Origin of the sequence: Anabaena sp. PCC 7108 (genome assembly GCF_000332135.1) — a bacterium.
Classification (GTDB): domain Bacteria; phylum Cyanobacteriota; class Cyanobacteriia; order Cyanobacteriales; family Nostocaceae; genus Anabaena.
On sequence record NZ_KB235896.1, the window covers coordinates 445,837 to 470,912 of the forward strand.

A 25,076-nucleotide genomic window follows, 5' to 3' on the forward strand; every position below is an offset into this window, starting at 1 on the left:
TACTCTATTATGTCCTCAAGTATTGATTCCTTACCACCTGCTTTAGCTAAAATCGTCCAACGCTTCCAACGTGCTACCGAACCAAAGCGACGTTACGAACAGTTAATTTGGTATGCTCAAAAGTTGCCAGAGTTTCCCGAAGCTGATAAATTACCCGAAAACAAAGTTCCTGGTTGCGTCTCACAGGTATATGTGACAGCATCACTGGATGATGGGAAAGTTGTTTTTCAGGGAGATTCTGATTCCCAGCTAACTAAGGGATTATTAGCGCTGTTAATCGAAGGATTAAACGGACTAGCACCAACCGAAATTGTCCAATTAACTCCTGATTTTATTCAAGCTACTGGTTTAAATGTTAGCTTGACACCTTCCCGCGCTAACGGTTTTTACAACATTTTCAAAACCATGCAGAAAAAAGCTTTGGAATGTAAGTTAGAGAATTAGGACGCGGAGAAGAAGAGACGCGGGGACGCGGAGAGGGGGAGACACGGAGGAATGACCAATCACCAATCACCAATCACCAATCACCAATCACCAATCACCAATCACCAATTACCAATTACCAATTACCAATTACCAATTACCAATTACCAATCACCAATCACCAATCACCAATCACCAATCACCAATCACCAATTACCAATTACCAATTACCAATTACCAATTACCAATTACCAATCACCAATCACCAATCACCAATCACCAATTACCAATTACCAATTAAATCAAGATGTCTACCAATTTATTAACAAAACCTGCTGGTGCATTTGGTGGTGAAGTTCAAGAATTTCTCTGGAATTGGGAAAATCAGCAATTGCAGGTGATTTATGAAACTCTTGGCCAAGGTTCTCCGCTTTTGTTGCTTCCCGCATTTAGTAGTGTTTCTACAAGGGGAGAAATGGGAGAACTTGCTAAATTACTCGCTTCCCATTTTCAAGTTACCGCGTTAGACTGGCCAGGTTTTGGGGAATCGTCCCGACTAAAATTAGATTACAACTCGGCAATATATCAGCAATTTTTGGCAGATTTCGTGAAATCTGTGTTTAGTATCCCTATTATTGTAGTTGCTGCTGGTCATGCTGCTGGTTATGTGCTGCAACTAGCCGTTAAACAGCCAAATGCTTTTTCGCGGATTGTTCTAGTAGCACCAACTTGGCGTGGTCCTCTACCGACAATGGGAGCAAATCCAAATATAGCTGCTATGGTGAGGGGATTAGTACAAACGCCTATTCTCGGTCAAGCACTTTATAAACTTAACACTACCCCATCTTTCTTAAGTTGGATGTACAGCCGCCATGTCTTCACCGACACAGCGAAACTTACACCCAGTTTCATCACCGAAAAATGGCAAAGCACTCAACAACCAAACGCCAGATTTGCTTCTGCGGCCTTTGTCACCGGCAATATAGATACTATTCATAGTCAATCAGAGTTTCTATACCTAGCACAGTCCTTATCTGCCCCACTAATGGCGGTAATTAGCGAATCTAGCCCCCCGAAGTCACGACAAGAAATGGACGCATTGGCAGCTTTACCAGGCGTTAGCAGCGTTGTAGTTCCTGGTTCTTTGGGACTGCATGAAGAATACCCAGCAGTAGTTTTTGAGGCAATATTACCATTTTTAACAAGGGTGTGTTAGACAGATAATGATTATCAACAAATCATCAAATTTGGTTTAAGATTATGATGGCTTCAGAAACATTAACGACCGTGCCTGTAACCGTTTTAACTGGCTATTTAGGTGCAGGTAAAACCACTCTACTCAATCACATTCTGACTTACGAACACGGTAAAAAAGTTGCTGTCATCGTCAATGAATTTGGGGAAGTAGGCATTGATAATCAACTAGTTATTGATGCAGATGAAGAAATCTTTGAAATGAACAATGGCTGTATTTGTTGTACAGTTCGGGGTGACTTAATTCGCATCATCGGCAATTTGATGAAGCGTCGTGATAAATTTGACCATTTAGTAATTGAAACCACTGGATTAGCAGATCCTGCACCTGTAATTCAGACATTTTTTGTAGATGAAGATATGCAGAGTCAATTGTCATTAGATGCAGTAGTTACAGTTGTCGATGCCAAGCATATTTGGCAACATTGGGAAGCAGATGAAGCCCAAGAACAAATTGCATTTGCTGATGTAATTTTATTGAATAAAACCGATTTAGTCACCCCAGAAAATTTACAAGAATTAGAAAAGCGGATTCGGTCGATGAATGCGATCGCTAAAATCTACCGCACCCAAAACTCAGAATTAGGAATGGATGCATTATTAGGTGTAAAAGCCTTTGATTTAGACCGCGCTTTAGAAATTGACCCCAACTTCTTAGGTGAAGATGCCCATGTACATGATGAAAGCGTTTATTCTGTAGCTTTTGTAGAAAAAGGCGAAATAGACGGACAAAAATTAAACGAATGGTTAAGTGAATTATTACGTACTCAAGGACCAGATATCTTTCGCATGAAAGGCATTTTAAACATTGCAGGAGAAGATGATCGCTTTGTTTTTCAAGGAGTACACATGATATTTGATGGTAAACCAGATAGACCTTGGAAAGCCAGCGAAACCCGGAAAAATGAACTTGTATTTATTGGTCGGAATCTTGATGAAGCTAAATTAAAACAAGATTTTCTAGCCTGTCTGGTGTAAATCCAAATATTCTCTCTTCGTAAGTATTCAGCCATAGCACTTGTTCATACCCAGATCCCCGACTTCTGACATCAATTTATAATTTGTGGACACAATAAACAAAAGAAGTCGGGGATCTTATTGCCCTACCTGAATTCTTACCTCTCTTCTTCCTTCTTCCTTCGCGATCTTCGCGCCTATCCCTACGGGACACTGCGTGAACGCGGTTCAATAAATCATATTCTCAGATGCAAATCGAGGTATTAGAAATAAAATGTAAAACTAGGCGTTGGTGAATAAAAATGATAAATTTATATCCTAAATCAACAACGCCATTTTCTTTTCGTTTAGTAAAAAAATAATATTGTCCATCATATCCAGACATGAACCCTACAACTAATAAATCTCCAGAATTTACAGCTTACTATTCAGGTCAGCTTGCAGATTATGTAACATCTTTAACTTGGTCAAACCAAGGAGAAAAACTAGCTGCAACTTCCGCTGCTGGAGAAGTTATCCTCTGGGAAAATAGCGAAATTACAACCTTACAAACTGCCACAAATAAATCAGTAGATTGCGTGGCATTTTCTGCCGATAGTAAATATTTAGCCGTCGGTGGACAAGATGGAAAAGTGAAAATCTGGCGAGAAAATCAATTAATTACCACTTTAGAAAACGCCCCGGCTTGGGTTGATAAATTAGCTTGGAATCATACCAACAACCAACTAGCATTTAGTTTAGGGCGTTACGTCCAGGTATGGGATGCATACACATCAGAAATTATCATCACCCTCAATTTTGAAAACTCATCAATTTTAGGAATTGATTGGCGTAAAGATGGGCAATATTTAGCCATTAGCGGTTATCAAGGAGTAAAAATTTGGAATACTCAAGATTGGGATGAAGAACCTTATATTTTAGCCACGACTACAGTGAGTGTAGCAATGGCTTGGTCTCCTGACGGCAAATACTTAGCTTCTGGCAATATGGATCGTAGTATCACCGTCTTGGAATGGGGAAATCCCGATCCTTGGGTAATGCGAGGCTTTCCGGGGAAAATTCGCCAATTAGCTTGGTCAGAAGCCACTACAGCCGTTGGTGCGCCACTTTTAGCCTCTTCCAGTGTTGAGGGCGTAGTCGTTTGGGAAAAATCAGAGGATGAGTCATTGGGTTGGGAATCGCGCATATTGACTAATCATGTGGATATAATTAATGCGATCGCATTCGCACCTTCAAGTTTTCTTCTCGCTTCCGCAGCAGCTGATGGTTGGCTGTGCTTGTGGAACCAAGCCACCGAAGTATCCCAAATTCTCACAGGTGTCCATGCTGGATTTTCTACCCTAGCTTGGCATCCCAGTAGGAGTGGAGTTTCCCCACCCTTAATCGCCGCAGGTGGGGAACAAGGGGAACTACTTATTTGGTCAAAAACTACTGACTAATCACTAATAATTGGCTATGCTGTATCAGCAGCGGCCTCTAAAGTGTGAACTATGAACATAGCCAAACTGATTTTGCTTGCTTGTCCTGTTTTTCTGGCATCTCTGCTACTGGTAGCTAATCCAGCCCATGCATTGGGTAGAAACGGAGTCATCACTCTAGCTACACCATCTGCACACAACAATATTGAAATAACAGCACCAAATTTTGGTTTAGTAACCAATCCAATTATTGATCAATTAGGTTGCGGTTGCTCAACTTGTGTTCAGGCTAAATTTCAGATGTTACAAGGTCAGTTACCTGCTGCTGGCTTTTAGTAAAGTTAGGAGTTATGAAAATTTCCTAGGCACAGCATGACTGTGCCTTTATTAATTTGAGATATGTAAGTTTTCAGGATAATTAGAGGATGTTAGAAAAGTCAAAAAACATACTATTTAATCAATTATTAAATGCCGCTTTTTTTACTATTACACTTGGATTTGCAGGGTGTAGAAATCAACCTATAAATACAGCATACACCCAAACTAATCAAAACAGCAGCATTAACAGAAATCTTCCTCAAGTTGTAGCAACGACAAGTATACTCTGTGATTTAACTAAACAGATTGCCGGGACAAGCATTAACCTTACCTGTTTGATTCCCCCTGGTTTAGATCCTCGCTTTTATCAACCCACACCAGAAGATAGACAAGCCATTGCACAAGCTAATCTTATTTTCTATCATGGCTACAACTTTGAACCAGCTTTAATCAAAATTATTACAACCAAACAAAACCGAGCGCGGAAAATAGCTGTCGCCCAACTCGCCGTAGCACAGCCTCAAAAATTACAAAATCAAGGTAAAGAAATTACTGAACCACATATTTGGCACAATCCCAAAAATGCTATCAAAATAGTAGAGATAATTAATAGTAATTTAGGAAAAATATCGCCTAAAAATGCCAAAAACTATAGTAGTAATACCAAAAAAGTTACAAAAGAATTAAACCAACTCAATATCTGGATTAAATCTAGACTTGCTAGTATTCCTACCAAAAATCGCAAACTAATGATCAATCATCCAGCAATGATTTATTATATTAAAGCTTATGGATTGCCCTATAAAGGAAGTTTGCTAAATATTAGTGATGAAGAAAATTTAACAAATACAAAAGTTAAAAACATGGCTAAAGATATTCAAAAAGCTAAAGTCATAACAATTTTTGCAGACACAAAAACCAACTCTAATTTGCTAAAAAATATAGCCAAACAAGCTAATGTCAAACTTTTCCCTAGAGAACTTTATACAAATGGACTAGGTGAACCAGGTAGTGATGGAGAAACCTATCAAAAAATGATGGATGCTAATACACGCAGCATTGTAGAAGGATTGGGTGGAACTTATCTGAAATTTGCACCGAACATTTCCCCCTAGGTAAATATGAATATATTAGTATTAAATGCCGGATCAAGTAGCCAGAAAGTTTGTCTGTATGAAATTACAGATCACACTATTCTCAACCAAGCACCACAACCTCTTTGGGAAGGAAAAATTAGCTGGACTCAAGACCAAGGTGGAGCAGAAATCGAGGTAAAAACAGCAACAGGTGCAGTGCTGCAAGAATATATCGACGGTGACTCCCGCAGCGCACATTTTGCCTATATACTCCATACTCTCAGTCACGGTGCGACTAAAGTTATCAGTCAATTGTCAGACATCGATCTAGTCGGACATCGGATAGTACATGGTGGACAAGACTACCGCCAAACTGTGGTAATTACAGAAGATGTCAAAAACGCCATCGCTCGTCTTTCTACCCTGGCTCCAGCCCATAATCCAGCGGCTGTGGATGGCATAGAAGCCATTGAACAAAGCTTGGGAGATGTTATCCAATTTGCAGTATTTGATACTGGGTTTCATAGTACTTTACCTGATGCAGCCGCTATTTATCCTGGCCCCTATGAATGGGTAGAACAAGGTATCCGCCGCTACGGGTTTCATGGTATCAGTCACCAGTACTGTTCTAGTCGTGCAGCACAAATCCTGGGTCGAGATTTAAACGAACTGCGGTTAATAACCTGTCATTTAGGTAATGGTTGCTCTTTAGCGGCAGTTAAAAATGGTCGCAGTATTGATACAACTATGGGTTTTACGCCTCTTGATGGCTTGATGATGGGTAGTCGTTGTGGATCAATTGATCCGGGGATTCTGATTTATCTATTGCGTCAATGTGATTACTCAGCAGAAAGGCTAGATTATGTTTTAAATAAGGCTTCTGGATTACGGGGAATTTCGGGCGTTTCTAATGATTTACGGGAAATAATAGCCGCAATTAACCAAGGCAATGAACGCGCCCAATTAGCTTGGGATATATACGTACATCGCTTACAGGCTGGTATCGGTTCTATGCTGGCTAGTTTGGGAGGTTTAGATGCTTTAGTTTTCACTGGTGGGGTAGGGGAAAAATCTCCCAGAATTCGTCAAGAGGCTTGTACAGCTTGGGAATTTTTGGGATTGAAAATAGATGTTGTCAAAAATCAGCAGCAGCCAATTGATGTAGATATTGCTACATCTGATTCCGCTGTGCGAGTATTAGTTATACATACTCAAGAAGATTGGGCTATAGCACAACAATGTTGGCAATTATATAAAATCAATAATTAGGAATTACAAAGAAAGTGTATTATATACAATGATGTAAATTGTCTAAAAAATTAGAAAGACTATGTTTATATCTCGTGAAGCTATTACTACTCCTTTGGTAGCCTGTTTATGTATTTTAGGAATTAGCATAAGTCAATTTCCTAGATTACAAAAACTGTTAATTAGTAAACAGAATACATCTTTAGAAAGCTTACAAAAAAACCAGGAAAAAGAAAATTTACGGCTTAATTTACTGAATAAATCTCCCAGCTTTAGTTATAACAATATTATTGCTGATTGGACATATATCGATTTTTTGCAATATTTTGGGGATAATGACATCCGAGACCAAACAGGTTATAACTTGAGTCCAGAATATTTTGAAGTTATAATAGGACGAGATCCCAGATTTTTAGCAGCTTATTTGGGTCTTTCTATTAGTACTTCTTTATATGCTGGTATGCCAGAGAGGTCTATTGCTTTAATGGAGAAAGGTTTAAAATCTTTATCTCCTACTGTACCTAATAAATCTTATTATGTATGGCGATATAAAGGAACAGATGAATTATTATTTTTAGGCAAATCCCAAGCCGCAAAGGAATCTTTTTTACAAGCCGCTAATTGGGCAAGTGAGCAAACTGATCAAGAAAGTAAAAATGTGGCTTTTCTATCTGCAAAAACGGCTGAATTTCTGAGTAATAATCCTGATAGCAGATTTGCCCGTATTGCTGGTTGGACAATGGTTTTACAAAATAAGGTGGATGACAAAACCTTCAAAAGAGCAGTTAGAGAAATTGAAGCTTTGGGAGGTGAGGTAACTATTGATGCAAATGGGATACCAATAATTAAATTGCCGGAGAAAGATTAAAATAATTCGTAATTCGTAATTCGTAATTCGTAATTCGTAATTCGTAATTCGTAATTCGTAATTCGTAATTCGTAATTCGTAATTCGTAATTCGTAATTTTCCCCGCGTCTCCGTGTCCCCGCGTCCCCGTGTCTCCGTGTCCCCGCGTCTCCGTGTCCCCGCGTCCCCGTGTCTCCGCGTCTCCGCGTCTCCGTCTCCTCTGCCCCTCTTCCCCATTCCCTATTTATGTATTGGTATTGTGGTAAATTAATTGATGCTAAAACTCTGGAATTGGATATTAATGATCCGGGTTTGCTTTATGGGGCAACGGTTTTTACCACACTGCGGGTTTACGGTGATTCCCTTGATAGCAGTTTAACTAATTGGCAAGCACACTGCGATCGCTTGAAATTTAGTTTACACGCTTTTGGCTGGACAGAACCGGACTGGAATTTTGTGCGCCATGGCGCACAAATCCTGTTGAAACATTTTCCAGTTATCAGAATCACTATCTTTCCAGATGGGAGAGAATGGATTATTGGCAGATTATTACCGCTTAACTTGACAGAAAAGCAAAGTCATGGTATTGTCTGCGCCCTTGCCAAACCAGAATTAGCTCGTTCTCTTCCTGATCATAAAACTGGCAACTACTTGAGCGCTTGGTTAGCAAAAAATACTGTTCAAACCTTAACAGCCGAAGAAGCGATTTTAGTAAATTCTCAAGGAAATTGGCTAGAAACCAGCACCGGTAATCTTTGGGGCTGGGGAGAAGGCTGTTGGTGGACACCACCTCTAGAAGAAAGAATTTTACCAGGAATAGAGCGATCGCATTTACTCAAAGAACTACAAAACCGTGAAACCAGCGTACAGCAGGAACCTTGGACAGTGGAAATAGTCAAAAAATTCACAGCCATAGCCTACACTAATAGTGTTGTCGAGATTATTCCCATCCATACCGTTCAACAGCCTACAGGGTCGCTACAATATAATCCCTACCATGATTGTTTCTCAAAAATCAGAGAATTATTTTTACCATGACACGAACACCATTTTGGTATACGTTAAGATAAGTTAACATAATTCTAATAATCCCCTCTCTTTTTTAGAGAAGTTACGCGCAAGCACAAAAAAATCAGAAGGATAGACCTCGGTGAATAAAAAATGGAGAAATGCTGGGCTGTATGCGCTACTTTTTATAGTTGTAATTGCTTTAGGGACTGCGTTCTTTGACAACCAACCCCCTCAAGTAGAAACATGGCGCTACAGTCAATTTATTCAAGAAGTAGAAACGGGTAAAGTAGAAAAGGTCAGTCTCAGTTCAGACCGTTCTACAGCAATGGTTACACCTAAATACGACCCCAATAAAAAGCGCGTCACTTTAGTTAACGACCCAGACTTAATCAATACTTTGACAGCTAAAGGTGTTGATATTGCAGTATTACCCCAAACCGACGAAGGATTTTGGTTTAAAGCACTCAGCAGTTTATTTTTCCCTGTATTGCTTTTAGTTGGTTTATTTTTCTTGTTACGTCGCGCTCAAAGTGGCCCCGGTAGCCAAGCGATGAACTTTGGTAAATCTAAAGCCAGAGTGCAAATGGAACCCCAAACCCAAGTTACATTTGGTGACGTTGCTGGTATTGACCAAGCCAAATTGGAATTAAACGAAGTTGTAGACTTTCTGAAAAACGCCGACCGCTTTACCGCCATTGGTGCAAAAATTCCTAAAGGTGTACTCTTAGTTGGACCTCCTGGTACAGGTAAAACCCTCCTCGCTCGTGCTGTAGCTGGGGAAGCTGGTGTACCTTTCTTCTCAATCTCCGGTTCAGAATTTGTGGAAATGTTCGTTGGTGTGGGTGCTTCCCGCGTCCGCGATTTATTTGAACAAGCAAAAACCAACGCTCCTTGTATCGTCTTTATTGATGAAATTGACGCAGTCGGTCGTCAACGGGGTGCTGGTTTAGGTGGTGGTAACGACGAACGGGAACAAACCCTCAACCAGTTGCTCACCGAAATGGATGGTTTTGAAGGTAATACAGGCATTATTATTATTGCTGCTACCAACCGTCCTGATGTACTTGATGCTGCTTTATTGCGTCCCGGTCGTTTTGACCGTCAAGTTGTCGTAGACCGTCCTGACTACGGTGGACGCAGCGAAATCCTCAAAGTTCACGCACGGGGTAAAACCTTATCGAAAGATGTGGATTTGGATAAAATCGCTCGTCGTACCCCTGGTTTTACAGGTGCAGATTTATCCAACTTGTTGAACGAAGCCGCAATTTTAGCAGCACGTCGCAATTTAACCGAAATTTCGATGGATGAAATCAATGATGCCATCGACCGCGTATTAGCTGGGCCAGAGAAGAAAGACCGAGTAATGAGCGAAAAGCGCAAAACCTTGGTTGCATATCACGAAGCCGGTCACGCTTTAGTTGGTGCGTTGATGCCTGACTATGACCCTGTACAAAAGATTAGCATCATTCCTCGTGGTCGTGCCGGTGGCTTGACTTGGTTTACTCCCAGTGAAGACCGCATGGATACAGGTTTATATAGCCGTGCTTACCTGGAAAATCAGATGGCTGTGGCTTTAGGTGGTCGTTTAGCTGAAGAGATTATCTTTGGTGAAGATGAAGTTACCACAGGTGCTTCCAATGACTTGCAACAGGTAGCACGAGTTGCTAAACAGATGATAACTCGGTTTGGCATGAGCGATCGCTTGGGTCCTGTGGCTTTAGGTCGTCAACAAGGTAATATGTTCCTCGGTCGGGATATCATGTCTGAGCGTGATTTCTCCGAAGAAACCGCAGCCGCAATTGATGAAGAAGTTCGGAAATTAGTCGATACTGCTTATATTCGCGCTAAAGAAGTGTTGGTAAATAATCGCCACATTTTGGATGAAATCGCCCAAATGTTGGTTGATAAAGAAACCGTAGACGCTGATGAATTGCAAGAAATTCTGACAAATAACGATGTTAGAACTGCTGCTTTTGCATAGTAGTTAATCAGTTTTGAAGATTGGGGTATTTCTGGGTTTTCTGGAAGTACCCCAATTTTTTTTTATTTCATACCATTTTTGCTATAAACTTGCATGATATGATTGCTTAATTTATTATTCGATTCCATAAAGGCATCAGTAGAGCCGTAAAGCATTAGATATCATGGAAGTTTTACCATTACCCAATAATTGGCAAGATATTCAACCTGACGTTGTATATTCTTCAACTTATGATTTGCAAGTTTCATTTAGCGACAAACAAATAAAATTAGGTATAAGATATGATAGTAAAGGAAAGCATTTAAAAGCAATTGCAAAAGGGCAGGTACATCCAGAAAATAGTAGTGGGCTTGTTGATTCTGAAGAAAAAGGATATGATTTAAAATCTAAAGTATTAGGTAACGGTGGCGATAGACGGTTTCACGCCAAATATATTAATGGTATATTACATTTTCCTGGTTTTGTAACACAACATTAATCCAGAATAGATTATGACTACACTTCAATTAAAAAATCACCAAATCTGGCAAGATTTAACTGAGATATTAGAAAATTTAGATACTAATTCTCTTGTTCAAAAACATCTTGAAAAATGCTGTTATACAATCAATGGTTATTGGGATGAACAGGATGAATATTATGACTCAATTAGTTTACCTCGCACCATAGAAGCAGAATTAGTCAGCAGTTTTGTAGGTGTTACCCAAGATAAACGCTTTCTAAAACTCAAATTTTCTCTTATTGGTACTGGTTATCCCGATTCTGACAACCCACTTAATTCACTTAATATTGCTGCTGCTATTCATGCTGTAGCGTTCCCTGATGATAGATCTTACCCATTCGGATCTCCAACTATTCAAAATATAGGTGAGTTAGTTCTTATCTATAATGAAAATCTGGAATTTGTTGATGAAAATTGGCTTTTAGATATCGATTCTCCTCTGCTTGATAAAAAACAAGTTACTAACACCTAACTCGTAATTTATCAAATCAATTAAATAAATTCTCTGAAAAAAACGTAAATAAATATCTAATTTCCCATTAAAGTCTAGATTACTTTCAGCAAGGTGTAGAGTATATTGCTGTTCAACTTATTCTGTTTTTGATAGCATGAGCCGCACCTGCGATTCCCTTCATAACAATGCTAGTACAAGCGGCTCGTGGCATTATGTTCTTAATTGATTCTATCAAACGCTTAACTACCTCCTTAATTAAACTTGGCATTTGAGTAAGCGGTCTCCAAAATAAATCTGACACCAATAGCAACACGAGAACAAAGGCAGTGAATGAAGGTTCCAAAGAGGTTATGATCGGCCATACACTTTCTCCCGAAGAGAAAGAAAGTATTTTCAGCTTATATAGAGCATTATTGATTCATATTATAAGACAAGTTTGAAAATTATTCAAAAAATTAAATTTTTTTCAATATTCTTTCAAGTTGTCGTGCTTTAGATTTTCAGGATCTACACCCATAGCTAAAAGTCTTTCTGCTAGTAATTGGGCGCGATTTTCTGCGGTTTGAGCGCGGGTTTCGGCATTTTCAGCCCGTTGTTGTGCTTCTTCCTTTTGCAGCCGTTCCATTTCTGCACGTTCATCACCAGTAGGCAAAACATTACCATCTTGGTAACACCAACGTAACCAATTATCTTGCTTCCCTTCAAATTCACCTGACCACAAAGTTACACCTAAACCAACTTGTTCTAACCAAGTTTCTTGAGTTTCCATATAATATCTACCATTGAGGCGATAAATACGCAGAATCTCTTCTCCTAATTGTTGACAGGGGTCATAAACAATATAGTAAATAACCCGCATTTTTTCATAAATTCTCAGCTTTTTCTCTAATTCTTCACCTTCTTGATTAGAAACAATTTCAATCACAACTTCTGGAACTTTACCAAACTTCCAAACTAAATAAGAACGATTTTGTTTTTCCCACCAATTTTCAGGAACTTGCACATCAAAACTAATAAATACATCAGGAACAATAGGCGGTTCACCAGCAGTATGGTAAACTCCCACATTAGCTGTTGCTAAAAAAGTCTGATTTTGTAAAGAACTGTAAAGAGAACGGACTAAAAGGCGTTGTTGTTTGGCAGATGCGAGATTATCCACAGGTGTATCATCTTCAGTGACTAGCAGGTTGGCATCTGGCACATCGTAATCATCAACGTTGATTAAAAGTTGCTCAACCATGATTTTATCCACTAATTGAGAGGGTTACTTATAGATTAACTGATTGTTGACGGGAGAGTTTTATAGCTGTTTTCATGTTTGAGGATTTGGCAATAATTTAATCAAAAATAAACCACTAATGCCACCATAGATGAATCCACTCACCATACTACCTGCCACTGCTGCCGAAAATAAAATTTCAATCAGTGTCTGTAAATCGCCTTTAAATATCTTCTCAGCAGTAACAGCCGCCAGAATACAGGCCAATGTACCTATACCTGCGCCTACTATGACACCTATAGTAGTGGCAATAAGCCAGTTAAGAGTCTTTTCTCTCGGCCATTTCATAACTAGTGCTTGGGCAAAACTCAGCGAAATAATGCCACTGGCTATGCCCAAAATTGGACTCATAATGGCATTAGATGTAATCACAAGTATTAACCCACCTATCCCACAGCCCATGCTAAAACCGAAAGTTGTGGCTAATATCCATTTAGCAGAAACTTTCTTGCGTAAAACTAATTTTTGGGCAATACCTACACATAAACCACCCAATGCACCACCCCAAAAACCGGAAATTGCAGATAAAGAAGAGTTTATCCCCAGCAAGCTGGAAAACAAGCCTAAAAAAAAGCCTAAAGAAAAGCCGATAGTAGTAGCTAATACCCACCGCCACCAAAATTTCCATCTCACAGTTGGATTTGACATTTTGTTACATACTTAGGACTTATGCAATTGTCACAATAAAAATCTATTGTAGGGTGCGTCAGACTGCATAAATTCTGCAAATAAACATATTTTTGGCATTTGACGCATCTTACAAATAGTGACAGTTACGTAAGTCCTGATACTTTTGTTTTTTAACGTCGTTTTAATAAATCTAGGACTTACGCACGCTAACTAAACTTACCATGATATGTATGAACGAAATTGCGCCCTTTCAGACTCTTTAAGTACTATAGTTCAGTAAGGTGCGTCAGATACAGGACATCTGTTTTTTGCCAAATTATCGGGTCTGACGCACCCTACAAGAGACAAAATGGATAATCCATATTTGATCTATTTTATCAATAGACCAGTCCTAAAATTAATGAAATTGAAGTTTTAACGCGGTGCTGGCAAATTATCCCAACCATACCAATGACGTACTGCTAACCACGCAACTGAAAGTAAACCTGCAAGGCTCAGAGTTAAACCACTCCAGGGTATCAATAATCCAAATACAGGTAAAATTGCCCCAGCAATAGTACAGATAATAGCAGCTAAGGAAGCATGAAGATTTGACCCTAAACCATAGGTCAAAATTAGTAATATAAATGAAATTATGATCCAAGCTAATTCGGCATTTATTAACCGCGCCATGTAGGTTAAAGTTAGTAAACAAGCAAAGAAAATACCACCAGCTATAGCGACATTTTTTAAACTCATTGGTAGAGATAAATATAGTAGTAATATCCACCACAAAAATAATGCCGGCGCTAATAGTAATAATCTGGGAATAATGCCAGTATTTTTAATAGCTTGAGTACTGGTAAAGACACCAAAGGGATTTTTTACAGAAACATTATCAGCAAAAATCCAAGTAAATTGAGTGCCGTCACCAGCGATTTTCTTCTGATTAGTGGGTTCAATGCCACTGGCAAAGTCGGCATTACTAAAATTCGCTGTTGCTGTAAGACGGAATTGAGAAAGTATTTGATTGGCTGCATTATAAACCCAGCGTGGTCCACCTCGTGCCTGATAAGTAACTCTAAATGTTGTTTCTTCGCCAGGTTCTAAACGAAAGGGAAAACCATAATCACCGGGATTAGTTTGTTTTAATCTTGTTCCGTTTCGTTCTACTTTGTAATTAGTTAAAAGTGAGGAACCGTAAGGTGGTGGTGCTTCAAAGAAAAAACTATTTATATCACTTAGTTGGTTAACAACTTTGTAATCAGCAGTGTAGTCGGTAAGATAAATAGAACTACGATTTTGAACGTTGACACTTTGGTCTATTTTGACTTGAATTTGTGAGCCAGATAATGTTAGATAACGTGTGACTTTTTGTTTATCATTAACTTTGACTATTTTGTTGTTAACTTGGGTGGTATAGGTGTATGGTTCTTCGGTAATGTAGCGGATTTGAGGTGCGGTTTGTTCTAATTTATCACCTGCAACACTTTCGGCTACTTGTGAGACTTTGGCTTGTTCCCAGTAGTGGTAACGGTTGCTTAAAGTTGAAGTTAGGAAAAATCCCGTGACTAAGAGAACTAAAATTAGAGCTAAATGCTGTAGTCCCCGCAATAATTGAGAATAGCGAATCGCCCATTCGCCAAAGAAAACGGCTTGTTCGGTGGTATTTCGTCTGAGGGAAAAACTTATTAGTGCGATCGCTACTCCTAAAGCTACAATCAAAAATACAAATAACAGTGAACCTTGGAGTAATTGAGTGCCAAATTGGACTAACTCATGGGGATGTGTCAAATCTGGCAATCCGGGAATGCCTTGAGCAGAAGGAGTCATAATTAGTTATTTGGGTAATTTGAACCACTAGTACAGTACGGCGTAAGTAAGATAACCATTAAAAAATCTCTGAAAAGCTTATACAATCTGCTTTTTTAATTTTTAATTTTTAATTTTTAATTCCGCCCTGCGGTACTTGACCGATGTACTATGACAAAAGTTGCAGAAACTTAACTTTGTATATTGAAGTTTTAGCGTTTCAGCGTGTAATTAATATATTGCTTGAATAAATATGCCGATTGCTATCGATTTTGGAACTAGTAACACTGTCATTACCCGCTGGAATCCCGTCACCCAGCAGCCAGAAACTATAAATTTACCGGGTTTATCCATTCAACAAAATCTCAACCCTCCACTGATTCCCAGCTTGGTCTATGTGGAAGATGCTACTCAAGGTAATATCTTAGTTGGGCAACAAGTGCGCGATCGCGGTTTGGATCTCAAAAGTGATAGTAGATTTTTCCGCAGCTTCAAACGGGGAATTGGGGCAAATATCCAAGGCTTCTTACCCGAATTAGATGGACAAAATATCACTTTTGAACAAGTAGGAACATGGTTTTTAACTAAGGTAATTTCAGAATTAGCTCCCACAGAAGGTGGTTTAGATTCTTTAGTTTTAACAGTTCCTGTAGATAGCTTTGAAGCTTATCGTTACTGGTTAGGCAATGTTTGTCAAGCACTGCCTGTTGAACAAGTGAGAATGTTAGATGAACCTACGGCAGCTGCTTTGGGTTATGGTTTGGCAGAACAAGAAAATTTGTTGGTAATTGATTTTGGTGGTGGTACTTTAGATTTATCTTTAGTGTGTTTAGATAAAAATCCCCAAGCTAATATTAAACCAGTAGGATTTCTACTCAAATGGGGTAATAAATCTCTGGCTGAAAATTCTCAGCAAAAGGTAAAAACTGCCCGTATTTTGGCAAAAGCTGGACAAAATTTAGGTGGAACTGATATTGATAATTGGATAGTTGATTACTTTGCTAAAACCCAAGGATTACCGATTAATTCCCTGACAACTCGACTGGCAGAACGGTTAAAAATTCAGCTATCAACCCAAGACAGAGCTAGTGAATTCTTTTTTGATAATGAGACTTTTGAAAGCTATGAAATGGAACTTAACCGCAAGGGACTAGAAGAACTCCTCAAAGAAAACGGATTTTTTGATAGATTACATGATGCCATGATGACACTGTTGCAGCAAGCCCGTCGTCAAGGAATAGAACTTAATGATATTAATGCTGTGTTGTTAGTTGGTGGTTCTATACAATTACACGCAGTGCAGACATGGGTAAACCAATATTTTGAGCCAGAAAAAATCCGCTGTGAACGTCCTTTTGAAGCGATCGCTCAAGGTGCGCTGCAAATCACCCAAGGAATGGAAATCAAAGACTATCTCTATCATAGTTATGGAGTCCGTTACTGGGATCGTCGTAACCAGCGTCACAGCTGGCAACCGATTGTCAAAGCAGGACAGGCTTATCCCATGACTCAACCAGTAGAATTAATCTTGGGGGCTTCGGTGGAAAATCAACCCAGTATCGAGTTGATTTTGGGGGAATTGGGAACAGACACCGGCAGTACAGAAGTTTATTTTGATGGAGATCGCCTAATTACTCGCAATATTAAGTGTTTAACAACCCCAGTCAAACCCCTCAACGACAAAGAAGGGGCTAGAAAAATTGCCCAACTATCACCCCCAGGATTTCCGGGGAGCGATCGCATTAAAATCCTCTTTCAAGTTGATGATAAATGCTGTTTACGTATCACCGTTGAGGACTTGTTGACAAATGACACCCTGGTTGAAAATCAACTTGTAGCACAGTTGAAATGAGACTTTCAGCTAAAACGAGTGTTGTTTATTCCCAACTCCAAAATTGAAACCCTACCGACGCACAATCACCACAGTTCCCATTGCAGCCCAATTGTATAACTTCCGCGCTTGACTAACTGGCAAATTAACGCAACCATGACTAACTGGAGTGCCAAAACGGTTGTGCCAGTAAGCACCATGAATGGCATATCCTTCATAAAAATACATGGCGTATGGAACATCAGGAATGTCGTAACCTCTACCACGCATCCGATTAATCCGATATTTAGAATTAATTTGAAATCTACCAATGGGTGTAGGAGTTTTACTCTTTCCCGTAGAAATTCGGTAGGAGTACACTAAATTTTTACCTTCCCAAGCACGTAATCTCTGCTCAGATAAATCAATTTCAATCCGGCGAGATTGGGATATTTGATTATTTTTGGAGACAGTAATACTTTGATTTACTGTATATGCATTAGCTGTAGTAGTTTTGGGGTTACTGGTTGGTGAAGACCAAGAAAATGAAGTCATCAGCATTAACAGTATACCTGTACAAAAAGTTCCAGAGGAACGCATTAAAGCACTGCGAATCCAGCTTGGCATAATCCAATTACCTTTGAAGATTTACTGTTATTAGTTCGCGCAGGAATTCTGAGGATTTACGCCAAATTCTGGAAAACAGAGATTTAGAGATGTTTGATACCCCCTCATTATCTTATTTCTAATTTACTTATTCTGTAAAGCAGGAAACGGTTTGATACTTGTCATGATTCTCAATATCTAGAAACTCCTATTCTATTTTTGGGCGTTGCATAATTGCGGGATGATTTGAGAATCTGCATCAATATACAATACCTTGTCCAAATTGGAAAAAGCCTTGATTTGTAGGTTGGGTTGAAGTATGAAACCCAACAAATGCGTTGGGTTGCGCTGTCGCTTAACCCAACCTACAGAAAATGGACATGGACAAGGTATTCATATATAATCACCACATAATCACCGCGTCTCCCTGTCTCCGCGTCCCCGCGTCCGCCTCAATCATCCCCTTATTCAGCAACGCCTATTTTTGAAATTGCCTATTCCTGCACAATTACTGGTGTCCCTACGTCAGCCCACTCAAATACCCATTTAGCATGATTAGGTGCAAGATTTACACAACCATGACTGACAGGAGTACCAAATCTGTGATGCCAATATGCTCCGTGAATGGCATAACCGCCTTGATAATACATAGTATGGGGAACGTTGGGAACATCATAACCCCTACCGCGCATCCGAGCTTTTTTCAGCTTTGTTTGAATTTTAAAAGTGCCAACGCGAGTAGGTGTAGATTTTTTACCAGAAGAAATGGTGATTGCATAGACAGGATTGCTACCTTCCCACGCAATTAAATTTTGCTTGGAGAGATCAATTTGAATCCAGCGTTGATCAGATTGTTTGAGTGTTTGAATAGCTGTAGCAATTTTATTGTTATCGGGATTTGCCCAAACTTGACTTGATACAGTACTAAAAATACCAGTATAAATTACTGTACTTGCAAGTAATATTTTTAAGGAACGCACCCAGTGAGGATAAATCAGACTTTTCATGGTACACACACTCCTCTTCACTAACTGAATAATTGGGGAAGAAGTAACTCAGAAAAGTTTACCCACTACCAATTACTCACTACATAACTATTAATTTAACGTGCGTATGAGCTTTTTGGCTTGGAGTGCGATCGCACCCCAATTTTCCTCTAATAGCCATTTTTTTGGGAATAATTCCCCACTTAAGCCGACAGCGACTGCTCCAAATCGTAAAAAATCTTTAGCATTCTCTAGTGTCACACCACCGGTAGGAATTAGGGGAATATGACCAAGAGGAGCTTGTAAACTTTGAATATAGCTAGTTCCCCCCACTGATTGCACAGGGAAGACTTTGACACTACTTACTCCCTGATTCCAAGCAGTAACAATTTCTGTAGGTGTAAGTGCGCCTGGGATAATTGGAACATCTTTGGCTATTGCAGCTTTAATCATTTCTGAGTCAGTATGGGGAGTAAACAGAAATTGCGCCCCAGCTGCGATCGCATCTTTTAACTGCTGAACATTAAATAGTGTTCCTGTACCAATGATACAGTTAGGCAATTCGGCACGGAGTAAAGAAATTAAATCAGCAGCGCGATCACTATTCCAAGTAATCTCTATTAGCTGCATTCCCCCAGCAGCTACAGAAGAAGCCATTTTTTCACCCCATGCTATTTTAGGAGCGCGAATAACTGCGATCGCTCGATTTTGCTGCAATTGTGATAACCAAACTTGATTCGACATTTTTACGATAATTTGTAATTGCTGCAATTTAGATAAAAAATAGGATTGCTATAGAAGTCATATTTGATTTTTGAAAAAAATTAGGTATTGTAGGGTGCGTCAGATATTACAAATCTGTTTATTAATAGAATTTATGGAGTCTGACGCACCCTACGTATCTTTTCATAAATCAAATATTATTCCTATATATTATTTTCATCAACAAAAAACACAACAAAAATTACCTCAATTATTTTTTGTATTGAGGTAAATTACAAGTTTATAACTAATACCTATTCTATTAAAGATATCCAGATTTAATCGTCTAATCAGGCGGTAAGTTGACATTTGTTGCTAAACCGACTGTTTTCAATAACGCAATTTCCCACCAAGTAACATCAATTTCCCACCAACGCCAACCGCACTTGGCTACGTGAGGATAAGCATGGTGATTATTGTGCCACCCTTCACCATAAGTAAGAATTGCTGCCCACCAGAGATTACGGGAATTATCATCGCTTGCAAAGGTACGATATCCCCACATATGGGTTACTGAGTTAATCAGCCAGGTGGTATGCCAGAGAAGGACAGACCTCAAAAACACGCCATAGATCACAAATGACCAGCCTCCCAGGGCATACAGCAACAAGCCAACGGGAATTTGCAGCAGCAGGAAGTAACGATTTAGCCAAACGTAAACAGGATCTCGCGCTAAATCAGGAGCAAATCGCTGATAGCAATCATAATCAAAGAAGTCGGAACGGGGATAAAAAATCCATAGCATATGACTCCACCAAAAACCTTTACGGGCAGAATAGGGATCTTTTTCTTCGTCTTCGGTGTAAGCATGATGCAAACGATGTCCAGCCACCCAGAAAATCGGACCACCTTGGATGGATAATGCACCTAAAATAGCGATCGCATACTCTAACAACTTGGGAACTCGAAAACTGCGATGACTCAGCAATCGGTGATAACCTAAACACACTCCGATGCTGCCAAATAGCCAGTGAAGTAACAAAGTTACACCCACAGCACCCCAGGAAAAAAACCAGGGTGACAGCAATGCTAGTCCATGAATAGTACCGAAAAATGCCACCGGCACCCAATTAAGTCGCAGAGGTTGGGGGTTCTCTAGCTGATTTGATGAAAAATTTAATGTCATAAAGAGGGAACAGGGAACAGGGAACAGGTGACAGGTGACAGGTGACAGGGAATAGGTGACAGGTGACAGGGAATAGGTGACAGGGAATAGGTGACAGGTGACAGGTAACAAGGGAAAAAATTAGAAATTAATTCTTTCTCCTAACGGTTAATATCTAAATGCTGTATTCCGCTGCTATCAAACCATTCGCCCAATCCTGGGGCTGAAGAAAGATTTCCGTGAGTTTTGCTTCGGGGCTTCCTGGTTCTGGTTCATAGCCATATTCCCAGCGTGTCAGCGGTGGTAGAGACATGAGAATAGATTCCGCCCGGCCATTGGTTTGCAGCCCGAAAACCGTTCCCCGGTCATACACTAGATTAAACTCAACATAACGACCGCGACGGTATAATTGAAATTGACGCTGGCGATCGCCATATTCCATCTCTTGTCGTCGTTCCGCAATGGGCAAATAAGCCGGTAAAAATGCCTGACCACAGCGTTGTACAAACGCAAACATATCTTCCCAATTACGAGATACAGTTCCCACTTGCTGGCTGTAAAGTGCTGCTTGACTATCGGCTTGAGAACCGACGTAAAGTCTACCACTAGCATCTTGATAATCAAAAAAGATCCCGCCAATCCCCCGCTGTTCCTGACGATGCTTTAAATAAAAGTATTCATCACACCAGCGTTTGAACGTCGGATAATATTCTGGATGGGAAGCATCACAAGCAGCTTTTAAAGTTTGGTGAAAATGAACAGCATCTTCCACAAAAGGATAGTATGGCGTTAAATCAGCCCCGCCACCAAACCACCAAATCGGACCAGCTTCAAAATAACGGTAGTTGAGGTGTACCGTCGGGACATATGGATTACGAGGATGCAGCACCATCGAAGTTCCAGCCACAAAGAAATCATGTCCGGCTGCTTCTGGGCGTTGAGTCAGAATTGCCGGAGGTAAGCTATCTCCCCAAACTTCTGAAAAATTAACACCACCTTGTTCAAATACCCGCCCTTCCCGAATCACACGGGTGCGTCCTTGACCACCTTCGGCTCGTTCCCAGAGGTCTTCCCGAAAACGAGCTTCTCCATCAAGTTGTTCTAGACCAGCACAAATTTCATCCTGTATGTCCTGCATCAACTGCTTCGCCCGTTGGCGGGAATCTACAGGTGGATTGACTGAATTTGGAGTTGCGAGCAATATTGTTTGACTTGTAGATTTCCGCAGATGATTCTCTGAATGACGACCCATGCTGAATACCTCTTAATCTCTTGGTAAGAGTGGTTACTTCAATTAATAACTCTATAGCTATTAAGCTAATAAGATATCGGGTAGTTACAAAACTTAATCAACTCAGGATTTACAGATTTAGTAGGGTGCGTCAGATGGCAAAATTTTGTTAATTGTGGGCTAATTATCGGGTCTGACGTGGTTGGTGAGCTTGCCGAACCACACCATAGAAGAGATAAAATCCACAATCCATATTTGATAAATTTTGTTAATGGGTAAGTCCTAAAATACTGCAAATAAACAGATATTTGATATCTGACACACCATAAAATAGATGTTTGGTGTGACACTTGCGTAAATCCTATTAACTCAGGACTTACAAATTTAGTAGGTTTTTCATATCTGATGCACCCAGCCCCTACCGAACTCAACTTTGCTTAAAAATTGTAAAGCTTTAACTACAGAATCTAGTCAAAGAACTATAGTAATCATAACTTGATAGCTATGTAAGTATTAACCCAAGTTGCTAGTTATCTAGTTGAGGCTGGTAATGGGTGATTGGTAATTGGTGATTGATGATTGGTGATTGATGATTGGTGATAAAATCCCAGGCTTCATCCTGTTCATCCTTAAATCCTGTTCATCTTGATTCAGACAGTTTCCCTAACTAGCAACTTACGTTATTAAACAAACTACTAGAGGAATCATGGTAAATACCCTACCCAAACCAGGAATTAAAGCCCCAACCAAAGAAACCGTACTTACTCCCCGGTTTTACACCACAGACTTTGAAACCGCTGCTAATTTGGATCTTTCCGCCCAAGAAACAGAGTTACAGGCAATGTTGGCAGAAATGCGAGCCGACTACAACCGCCACCATTTCGTCCGGGATGACGAGTTTGAGCAGTCTTGGGAACACATTGATGGTGAAGCACGCAGCGCCTTTATTGAGTATTTGGAACGCTCTTGTATTTCCGAGTTTTCCGGGTTTTTGCTATTTAAAGAATTATCACGGAAGCTAAAACAACGTAATCCGTTATTAGCGGAAATATTTCAACTGATGGCGCGTGATGAAGCTCGTCATGCGGGATTTCTCAATAAAGCAATGGGTGATTTTAAACTTTCTCTGGACTTGGGTGAGGTAACAAAAACCCGCACCTATACATTTTTCCCATTGGAGTGGGTGCTTTATAGTGTTTATTTATCAGAAAAAATTGGTTATTGGCGTTACATCATTATCTATCACCATTTACAAAAGCATCCAGAGCATCAGTTTTACCCAATTTTTCGTAAATTTGAGAGTTGGTGTCAAGATGAAAACCGACATGGGGATATATTCAAGGCTTTGTTACGTTCTCAACCCAAACTCTGGAACAACTGGAAATCAAGACTTTGGAGTCGGTTTTTCTTGTTATCGGTATTTGCTACTCACACTTTGACAGTTCACGAACGAGGTAGTTTCTACCATTTGCTAGGACTTGAACCCACAGAATTTGATCAGCAAGTGGTTCGCAACACCAACGAAACTGCTGGACGCGCTTTTCCAGTCATGTTAAATACCGAACATCCTCAGTTTTTCCCACTTCTACAACAATGCTCAGATTACAATTTAAAAATATCCGAGATTTCCCGCAGTTCTAGTAACAAAGTCGTGAAATTTATCCGCAAACTACCTTTAATAACAGCAATTGTTTGGAATCTCCTTCTCGTTTATTTAATTAAACCGATTGATACTGAAGCTTTACGGGGAACTGTGCGTTAAATGATTGGGGTTGGGTTGCTTTTAACCCAACCTATTAAATGTAAATGTCTCACGCAAAGGCGCAGCAGCGGAGCGTTCGCGGAGCGTGCCGTAGGCTTTAGCACGAAGTGCGTTAGGCGCAAAGGTAAGAATTTTCACAATTAAAGCCAGTGAATTTCATACCTAAATTTAGCCACGCCATTTTTATTCGCTATTTTTGGTTTGAAGCAGAGAAGATATAGAATTTGACTGTAGCCATGTGAATATTTTTATCCTATTACTATCATTTGGCTTTAATGTGTACTCACCCTTTTGAATCTCTTCTATAACATTACTACTAACCCCTGACTTGTCTTTCATTAGGTCTTCAAACATAGCTAGTGGAAGTAGTACACTTTCAACTTCAACATCATCTTCACTAAATTTAATTATCTCAAATCTAAACCTATAGCCAGACCATCTGATAGTAGGTAATCTATCAACTGCATTTTGGGTATTTTCTATGATATTACTATACTGGCGGCTGGGATTTTTTTGTCCGTGCATTATCCACCAGTAAACATTGTGCCTAACAAAATGCTTTCCATTTTCGTTATCACAAACCTCTATTTCCACATCATCAACATATACAAACTGACGAGTCATTACTCTAACTTCACCTTCAGCCATTGCTTCTAATTCCTCCCAAGATTCAACTTCACCGACATCTTTATCCTTTCCATTTGTAGATTTATTTTTATCAACCATTTCTACAGAAATAGGATCATCTTCCAAAGCACCTAAACCTGATGTATTCTGCTCATTATCTGGCATTTTTTCTAAAATTATTTCTAGTTGTTCGCTACTAAAAGCCATAAGTTCTACTCCAGCTAAAGTCCGACGAGTAGAATATTGCATAAAGTCAACTAAACTTTGAGCAGGAGATATATCTATTCTTAATCCATTATATTCAGTCTCCCAATATCCGAATTTACCTGAAGATTTACGTTCTGTTTTATATTCTTTCCACTTTAAAGCACTAGCCTTTTTATTAATGTTTTTTAATGCAGTTCTAATACTTCCAGAGAATCCTTTCATTCCATAAACAGGATACAATAAATATATTGTTGGTGGTTCTTTGTCTAAAATTGGGTCAAACCCAAATATCATAACATTGAACCTGGATAACTGCTGAAGACTTTGCTGTAATGCAATTTCGGCTGGAGTTATTTTTTTAATTGGTGCTATTACTTTTGACCAGTTTAGCGGTGGTTTGTATAACCTAATAAACTCATTTTCGAGATTTGCGAGAGTTTCTAAATCACGGTTACAAGTCAACCAACAAATATTGAGTCTATTCTTTTTATTAAATCTTCTTAGTTGATGAAATCTATGGTGTGCTTTCCATCTTTCACATAAGTTGACAGTTCGACCTATATAAATAATCTGACCTTGACTATCAGAGATAAAGTAGATAGCTGCACAATTAGGAAGACGATCTTTTTCAAGTAAATAGACTGATGGTAGTTCAGATAAATTGATATTTTCTAATAACATTGCACCACTTAAATAAAAATGTAGGTTGGGTTTTTTACATCAACCCAACTTAACATAAAACACCAAAAACCTCTGCGTCACTTTGCGTTAACCTCAGCGTGACTCCGCGT

The 25,076-nt window shown here is 39.5% G+C and carries 24 protein-coding genes; 15 read left to right on the forward strand and 9 right to left on the reverse strand.

Annotated features, from left to right (window positions below):
• Positions 1-9 precede the first annotated feature (9 nt).
• The 13 genes from ANA7108_RS0102680 to ANA7108_RS0102745 all read left to right on the forward strand — a co-directional run bounded on the left by ANA7108_RS0102680 (position 10) and on the right by ANA7108_RS0102745 (position 11,507).
• Positions 10-444: a SufE family protein gene (locus ANA7108_RS0102680; RefSeq protein ID WP_016949218.1), complete on the forward strand. Its 435-nt coding sequence runs from the start codon at positions 10-12 to the stop codon at positions 442-444.
• A gap of 51 nt (positions 445-495) precedes the next feature.
• Positions 496-777, forward strand: coding sequence for a hypothetical protein (locus ANA7108_RS26705; protein WP_016949219.1), 282 nt, complete (start codon positions 496-498; stop codon positions 775-777).
• A complete protein-coding gene (locus tag ANA7108_RS0102690) occupies positions 731-1,639 on the forward strand; it encodes an alpha/beta fold hydrolase (RefSeq protein ID WP_016949220.1) in 909 nt (302 codons plus the stop codon). The genes ANA7108_RS26705 and ANA7108_RS0102690 overlap by 47 nt, the downstream gene beginning before the upstream one ends.
• Positions 1,640-1,683: 44 nt before the next feature.
• Positions 1,684-2,655, forward strand: a complete 972-nt coding sequence (locus ANA7108_RS0102695) for a GTP-binding protein (protein WP_026103953.1) — start codon at positions 1,684-1,686, stop codon at positions 2,653-2,655.
• 362 nt (positions 2,656-3,017) lie between these two features.
• Positions 3,018-4,073 (forward strand): WD40 repeat domain-containing protein, encoded by a 1,056-nt coding sequence (locus ANA7108_RS0102705; RefSeq protein WP_016949223.1) that lies wholly within the window; start codon positions 3,018-3,020, stop codon positions 4,071-4,073.
• Between the two features lie 51 nt (positions 4,074-4,124).
• Entirely contained in the window at positions 4,125-4,388 is a 264-nt protein-coding gene (locus ANA7108_RS0102710) for a hypothetical protein (RefSeq protein WP_016949224.1), read from the forward strand.
• Positions 4,389-4,477: 89 nt separating this feature from the next.
• Positions 4,478-5,485 (forward strand): metal ABC transporter substrate-binding protein, encoded by a 1,008-nt coding sequence (locus ANA7108_RS0102715; protein WP_016949225.1) that lies wholly within the window; start codon positions 4,478-4,480, stop codon positions 5,483-5,485.
• A 6-nt stretch (positions 5,486-5,491) separates the two neighbouring features.
• Positions 5,492-6,715, forward strand: a complete 1,224-nt coding sequence (locus ANA7108_RS0102720) for an acetate kinase (protein WP_016949226.1) — start codon at positions 5,492-5,494, stop codon at positions 6,713-6,715.
• Between the two features lie 61 nt (positions 6,716-6,776).
• Positions 6,777-7,562, forward strand: a complete 786-nt coding sequence (locus tag ANA7108_RS0102725; protein WP_016949227.1) for a hypothetical protein — start codon at positions 6,777-6,779, stop codon at positions 7,560-7,562.
• A 225-nt stretch (positions 7,563-7,787) separates the two neighbouring features.
• Positions 7,788-8,579: an aminotransferase class IV gene (locus ANA7108_RS0102730; protein ID WP_016949228.1), complete on the forward strand. Its 792-nt coding sequence runs from the start codon at positions 7,788-7,790 to the stop codon at positions 8,577-8,579.
• A gap of 112 nt (positions 8,580-8,691) precedes the next feature.
• Positions 8,692-10,533: an ATP-dependent zinc metalloprotease FtsH3 gene (gene ftsH3, locus ANA7108_RS0102735; RefSeq protein ID WP_016949229.1), complete on the forward strand. Its 1,842-nt coding sequence runs from the start codon at positions 8,692-8,694 to the stop codon at positions 10,531-10,533.
• A 163-nt stretch (positions 10,534-10,696) separates the two neighbouring features.
• Entirely contained in the window at positions 10,697-11,011 is a 315-nt protein-coding gene (locus ANA7108_RS0102740) for a hypothetical protein (protein ID WP_016949230.1), read from the forward strand.
• Between the two features lie 13 nt (positions 11,012-11,024).
• Complete coding sequence (locus ANA7108_RS0102745; protein WP_016949231.1) at positions 11,025-11,507, forward strand: hypothetical protein; 483 nt, start codon at positions 11,025-11,027, stop codon at positions 11,505-11,507.
• A gap of 448 nt (positions 11,508-11,955) precedes the next feature.
• Here the strand turns inward: ANA7108_RS0102745 and ANA7108_RS0102755 are convergent, their stop codons facing one another.
• The 3 genes from ANA7108_RS0102755 to ANA7108_RS0102765 all read right to left on the reverse strand — a co-directional run bounded on the left by ANA7108_RS0102755 (position 11,956) and on the right by ANA7108_RS0102765 (position 15,210).
• Positions 11,956-12,729, reverse strand: a complete 774-nt coding sequence (locus ANA7108_RS0102755) for a Uma2 family endonuclease (protein WP_016949233.1) — start codon at positions 12,727-12,729, stop codon at positions 11,956-11,958.
• Between the two features lie 72 nt (positions 12,730-12,801).
• Positions 12,802-13,416: a hypothetical protein gene (locus ANA7108_RS0102760; protein ID WP_016949234.1), complete on the reverse strand. Its 615-nt coding sequence runs from the start codon at positions 13,414-13,416 to the stop codon at positions 12,802-12,804.
• A 396-nt stretch (positions 13,417-13,812) separates the two neighbouring features.
• On the reverse strand, positions 13,813-15,210 hold the full coding sequence (locus ANA7108_RS0102765; protein ID WP_016949235.1) for a hypothetical protein: 1,398 nt from the start codon (positions 15,208-15,210) through the stop codon (positions 13,813-13,815).
• Between the two features lie 232 nt (positions 15,211-15,442).
• On the opposite strand from ANA7108_RS0102765, the gene ANA7108_RS0102770 reads away from it, so the two are divergent.
• Positions 15,443-17,041, forward strand: a complete 1,599-nt coding sequence (locus ANA7108_RS0102770) for an Hsp70 family protein (RefSeq protein WP_016949236.1) — start codon at positions 15,443-15,445, stop codon at positions 17,039-17,041.
• Between the two features lie 51 nt (positions 17,042-17,092).
• On the opposite strand, the gene ANA7108_RS0102775 is transcribed toward ANA7108_RS0102770, so the two are convergent.
• The 5 genes from ANA7108_RS0102775 to hemF all read right to left on the reverse strand — a co-directional run bounded on the left by ANA7108_RS0102775 (position 17,093) and on the right by hemF (position 21,710).
• Positions 17,093-17,626, reverse strand: a complete 534-nt coding sequence (locus ANA7108_RS0102775; protein ID WP_016949237.1) for a L,D-transpeptidase — start codon at positions 17,624-17,626, stop codon at positions 17,093-17,095.
• Between the two features lie 473 nt (positions 17,627-18,099).
• A complete protein-coding gene (locus ANA7108_RS0102780) occupies positions 18,100-18,612 on the reverse strand; it encodes a L,D-transpeptidase (RefSeq protein ID WP_016949238.1) in 513 nt (170 codons plus the stop codon).
• A 90-nt stretch (positions 18,613-18,702) separates the two neighbouring features.
• On the reverse strand, positions 18,703-19,335 hold the full coding sequence (locus tag ANA7108_RS0102785; protein WP_016949239.1) for a bifunctional 4-hydroxy-2-oxoglutarate aldolase/2-dehydro-3-deoxy-phosphogluconate aldolase: 633 nt from the start codon (positions 19,333-19,335) through the stop codon (positions 18,703-18,705).
• Positions 19,336-19,639: 304 nt separating this feature from the next.
• Entirely contained in the window at positions 19,640-20,479 is an 840-nt protein-coding gene (locus tag ANA7108_RS0102790; protein ID WP_016949240.1) for a fatty acid desaturase, read from the reverse strand.
• A 154-nt stretch (positions 20,480-20,633) separates the two neighbouring features.
• A complete protein-coding gene (gene hemF / locus ANA7108_RS0102795) occupies positions 20,634-21,710 on the reverse strand; it encodes an oxygen-dependent coproporphyrinogen oxidase (protein ID WP_016949241.1) in 1,077 nt (358 codons plus the stop codon).
• 685 nt (positions 21,711-22,395) lie between these two features.
• Here hemF and acsF point away from each other — a divergent pair.
• Positions 22,396-23,451 (forward strand): magnesium-protoporphyrin IX monomethyl ester (oxidative) cyclase, encoded by a 1,056-nt coding sequence (acsF, locus tag ANA7108_RS0102800; protein ID WP_016949242.1) that lies wholly within the window; start codon positions 22,396-22,398, stop codon positions 23,449-23,451.
• Between the two features lie 183 nt (positions 23,452-23,634).
• Here acsF and ANA7108_RS0102805 read toward each other — a convergent pair whose 3' ends face one another.
• Entirely contained in the window at positions 23,635-24,966 is a 1,332-nt protein-coding gene (locus ANA7108_RS0102805) for a GIY-YIG nuclease family protein (protein WP_016949243.1), read from the reverse strand.
• Positions 24,967-25,076: the final 110 nt, after the last annotated feature.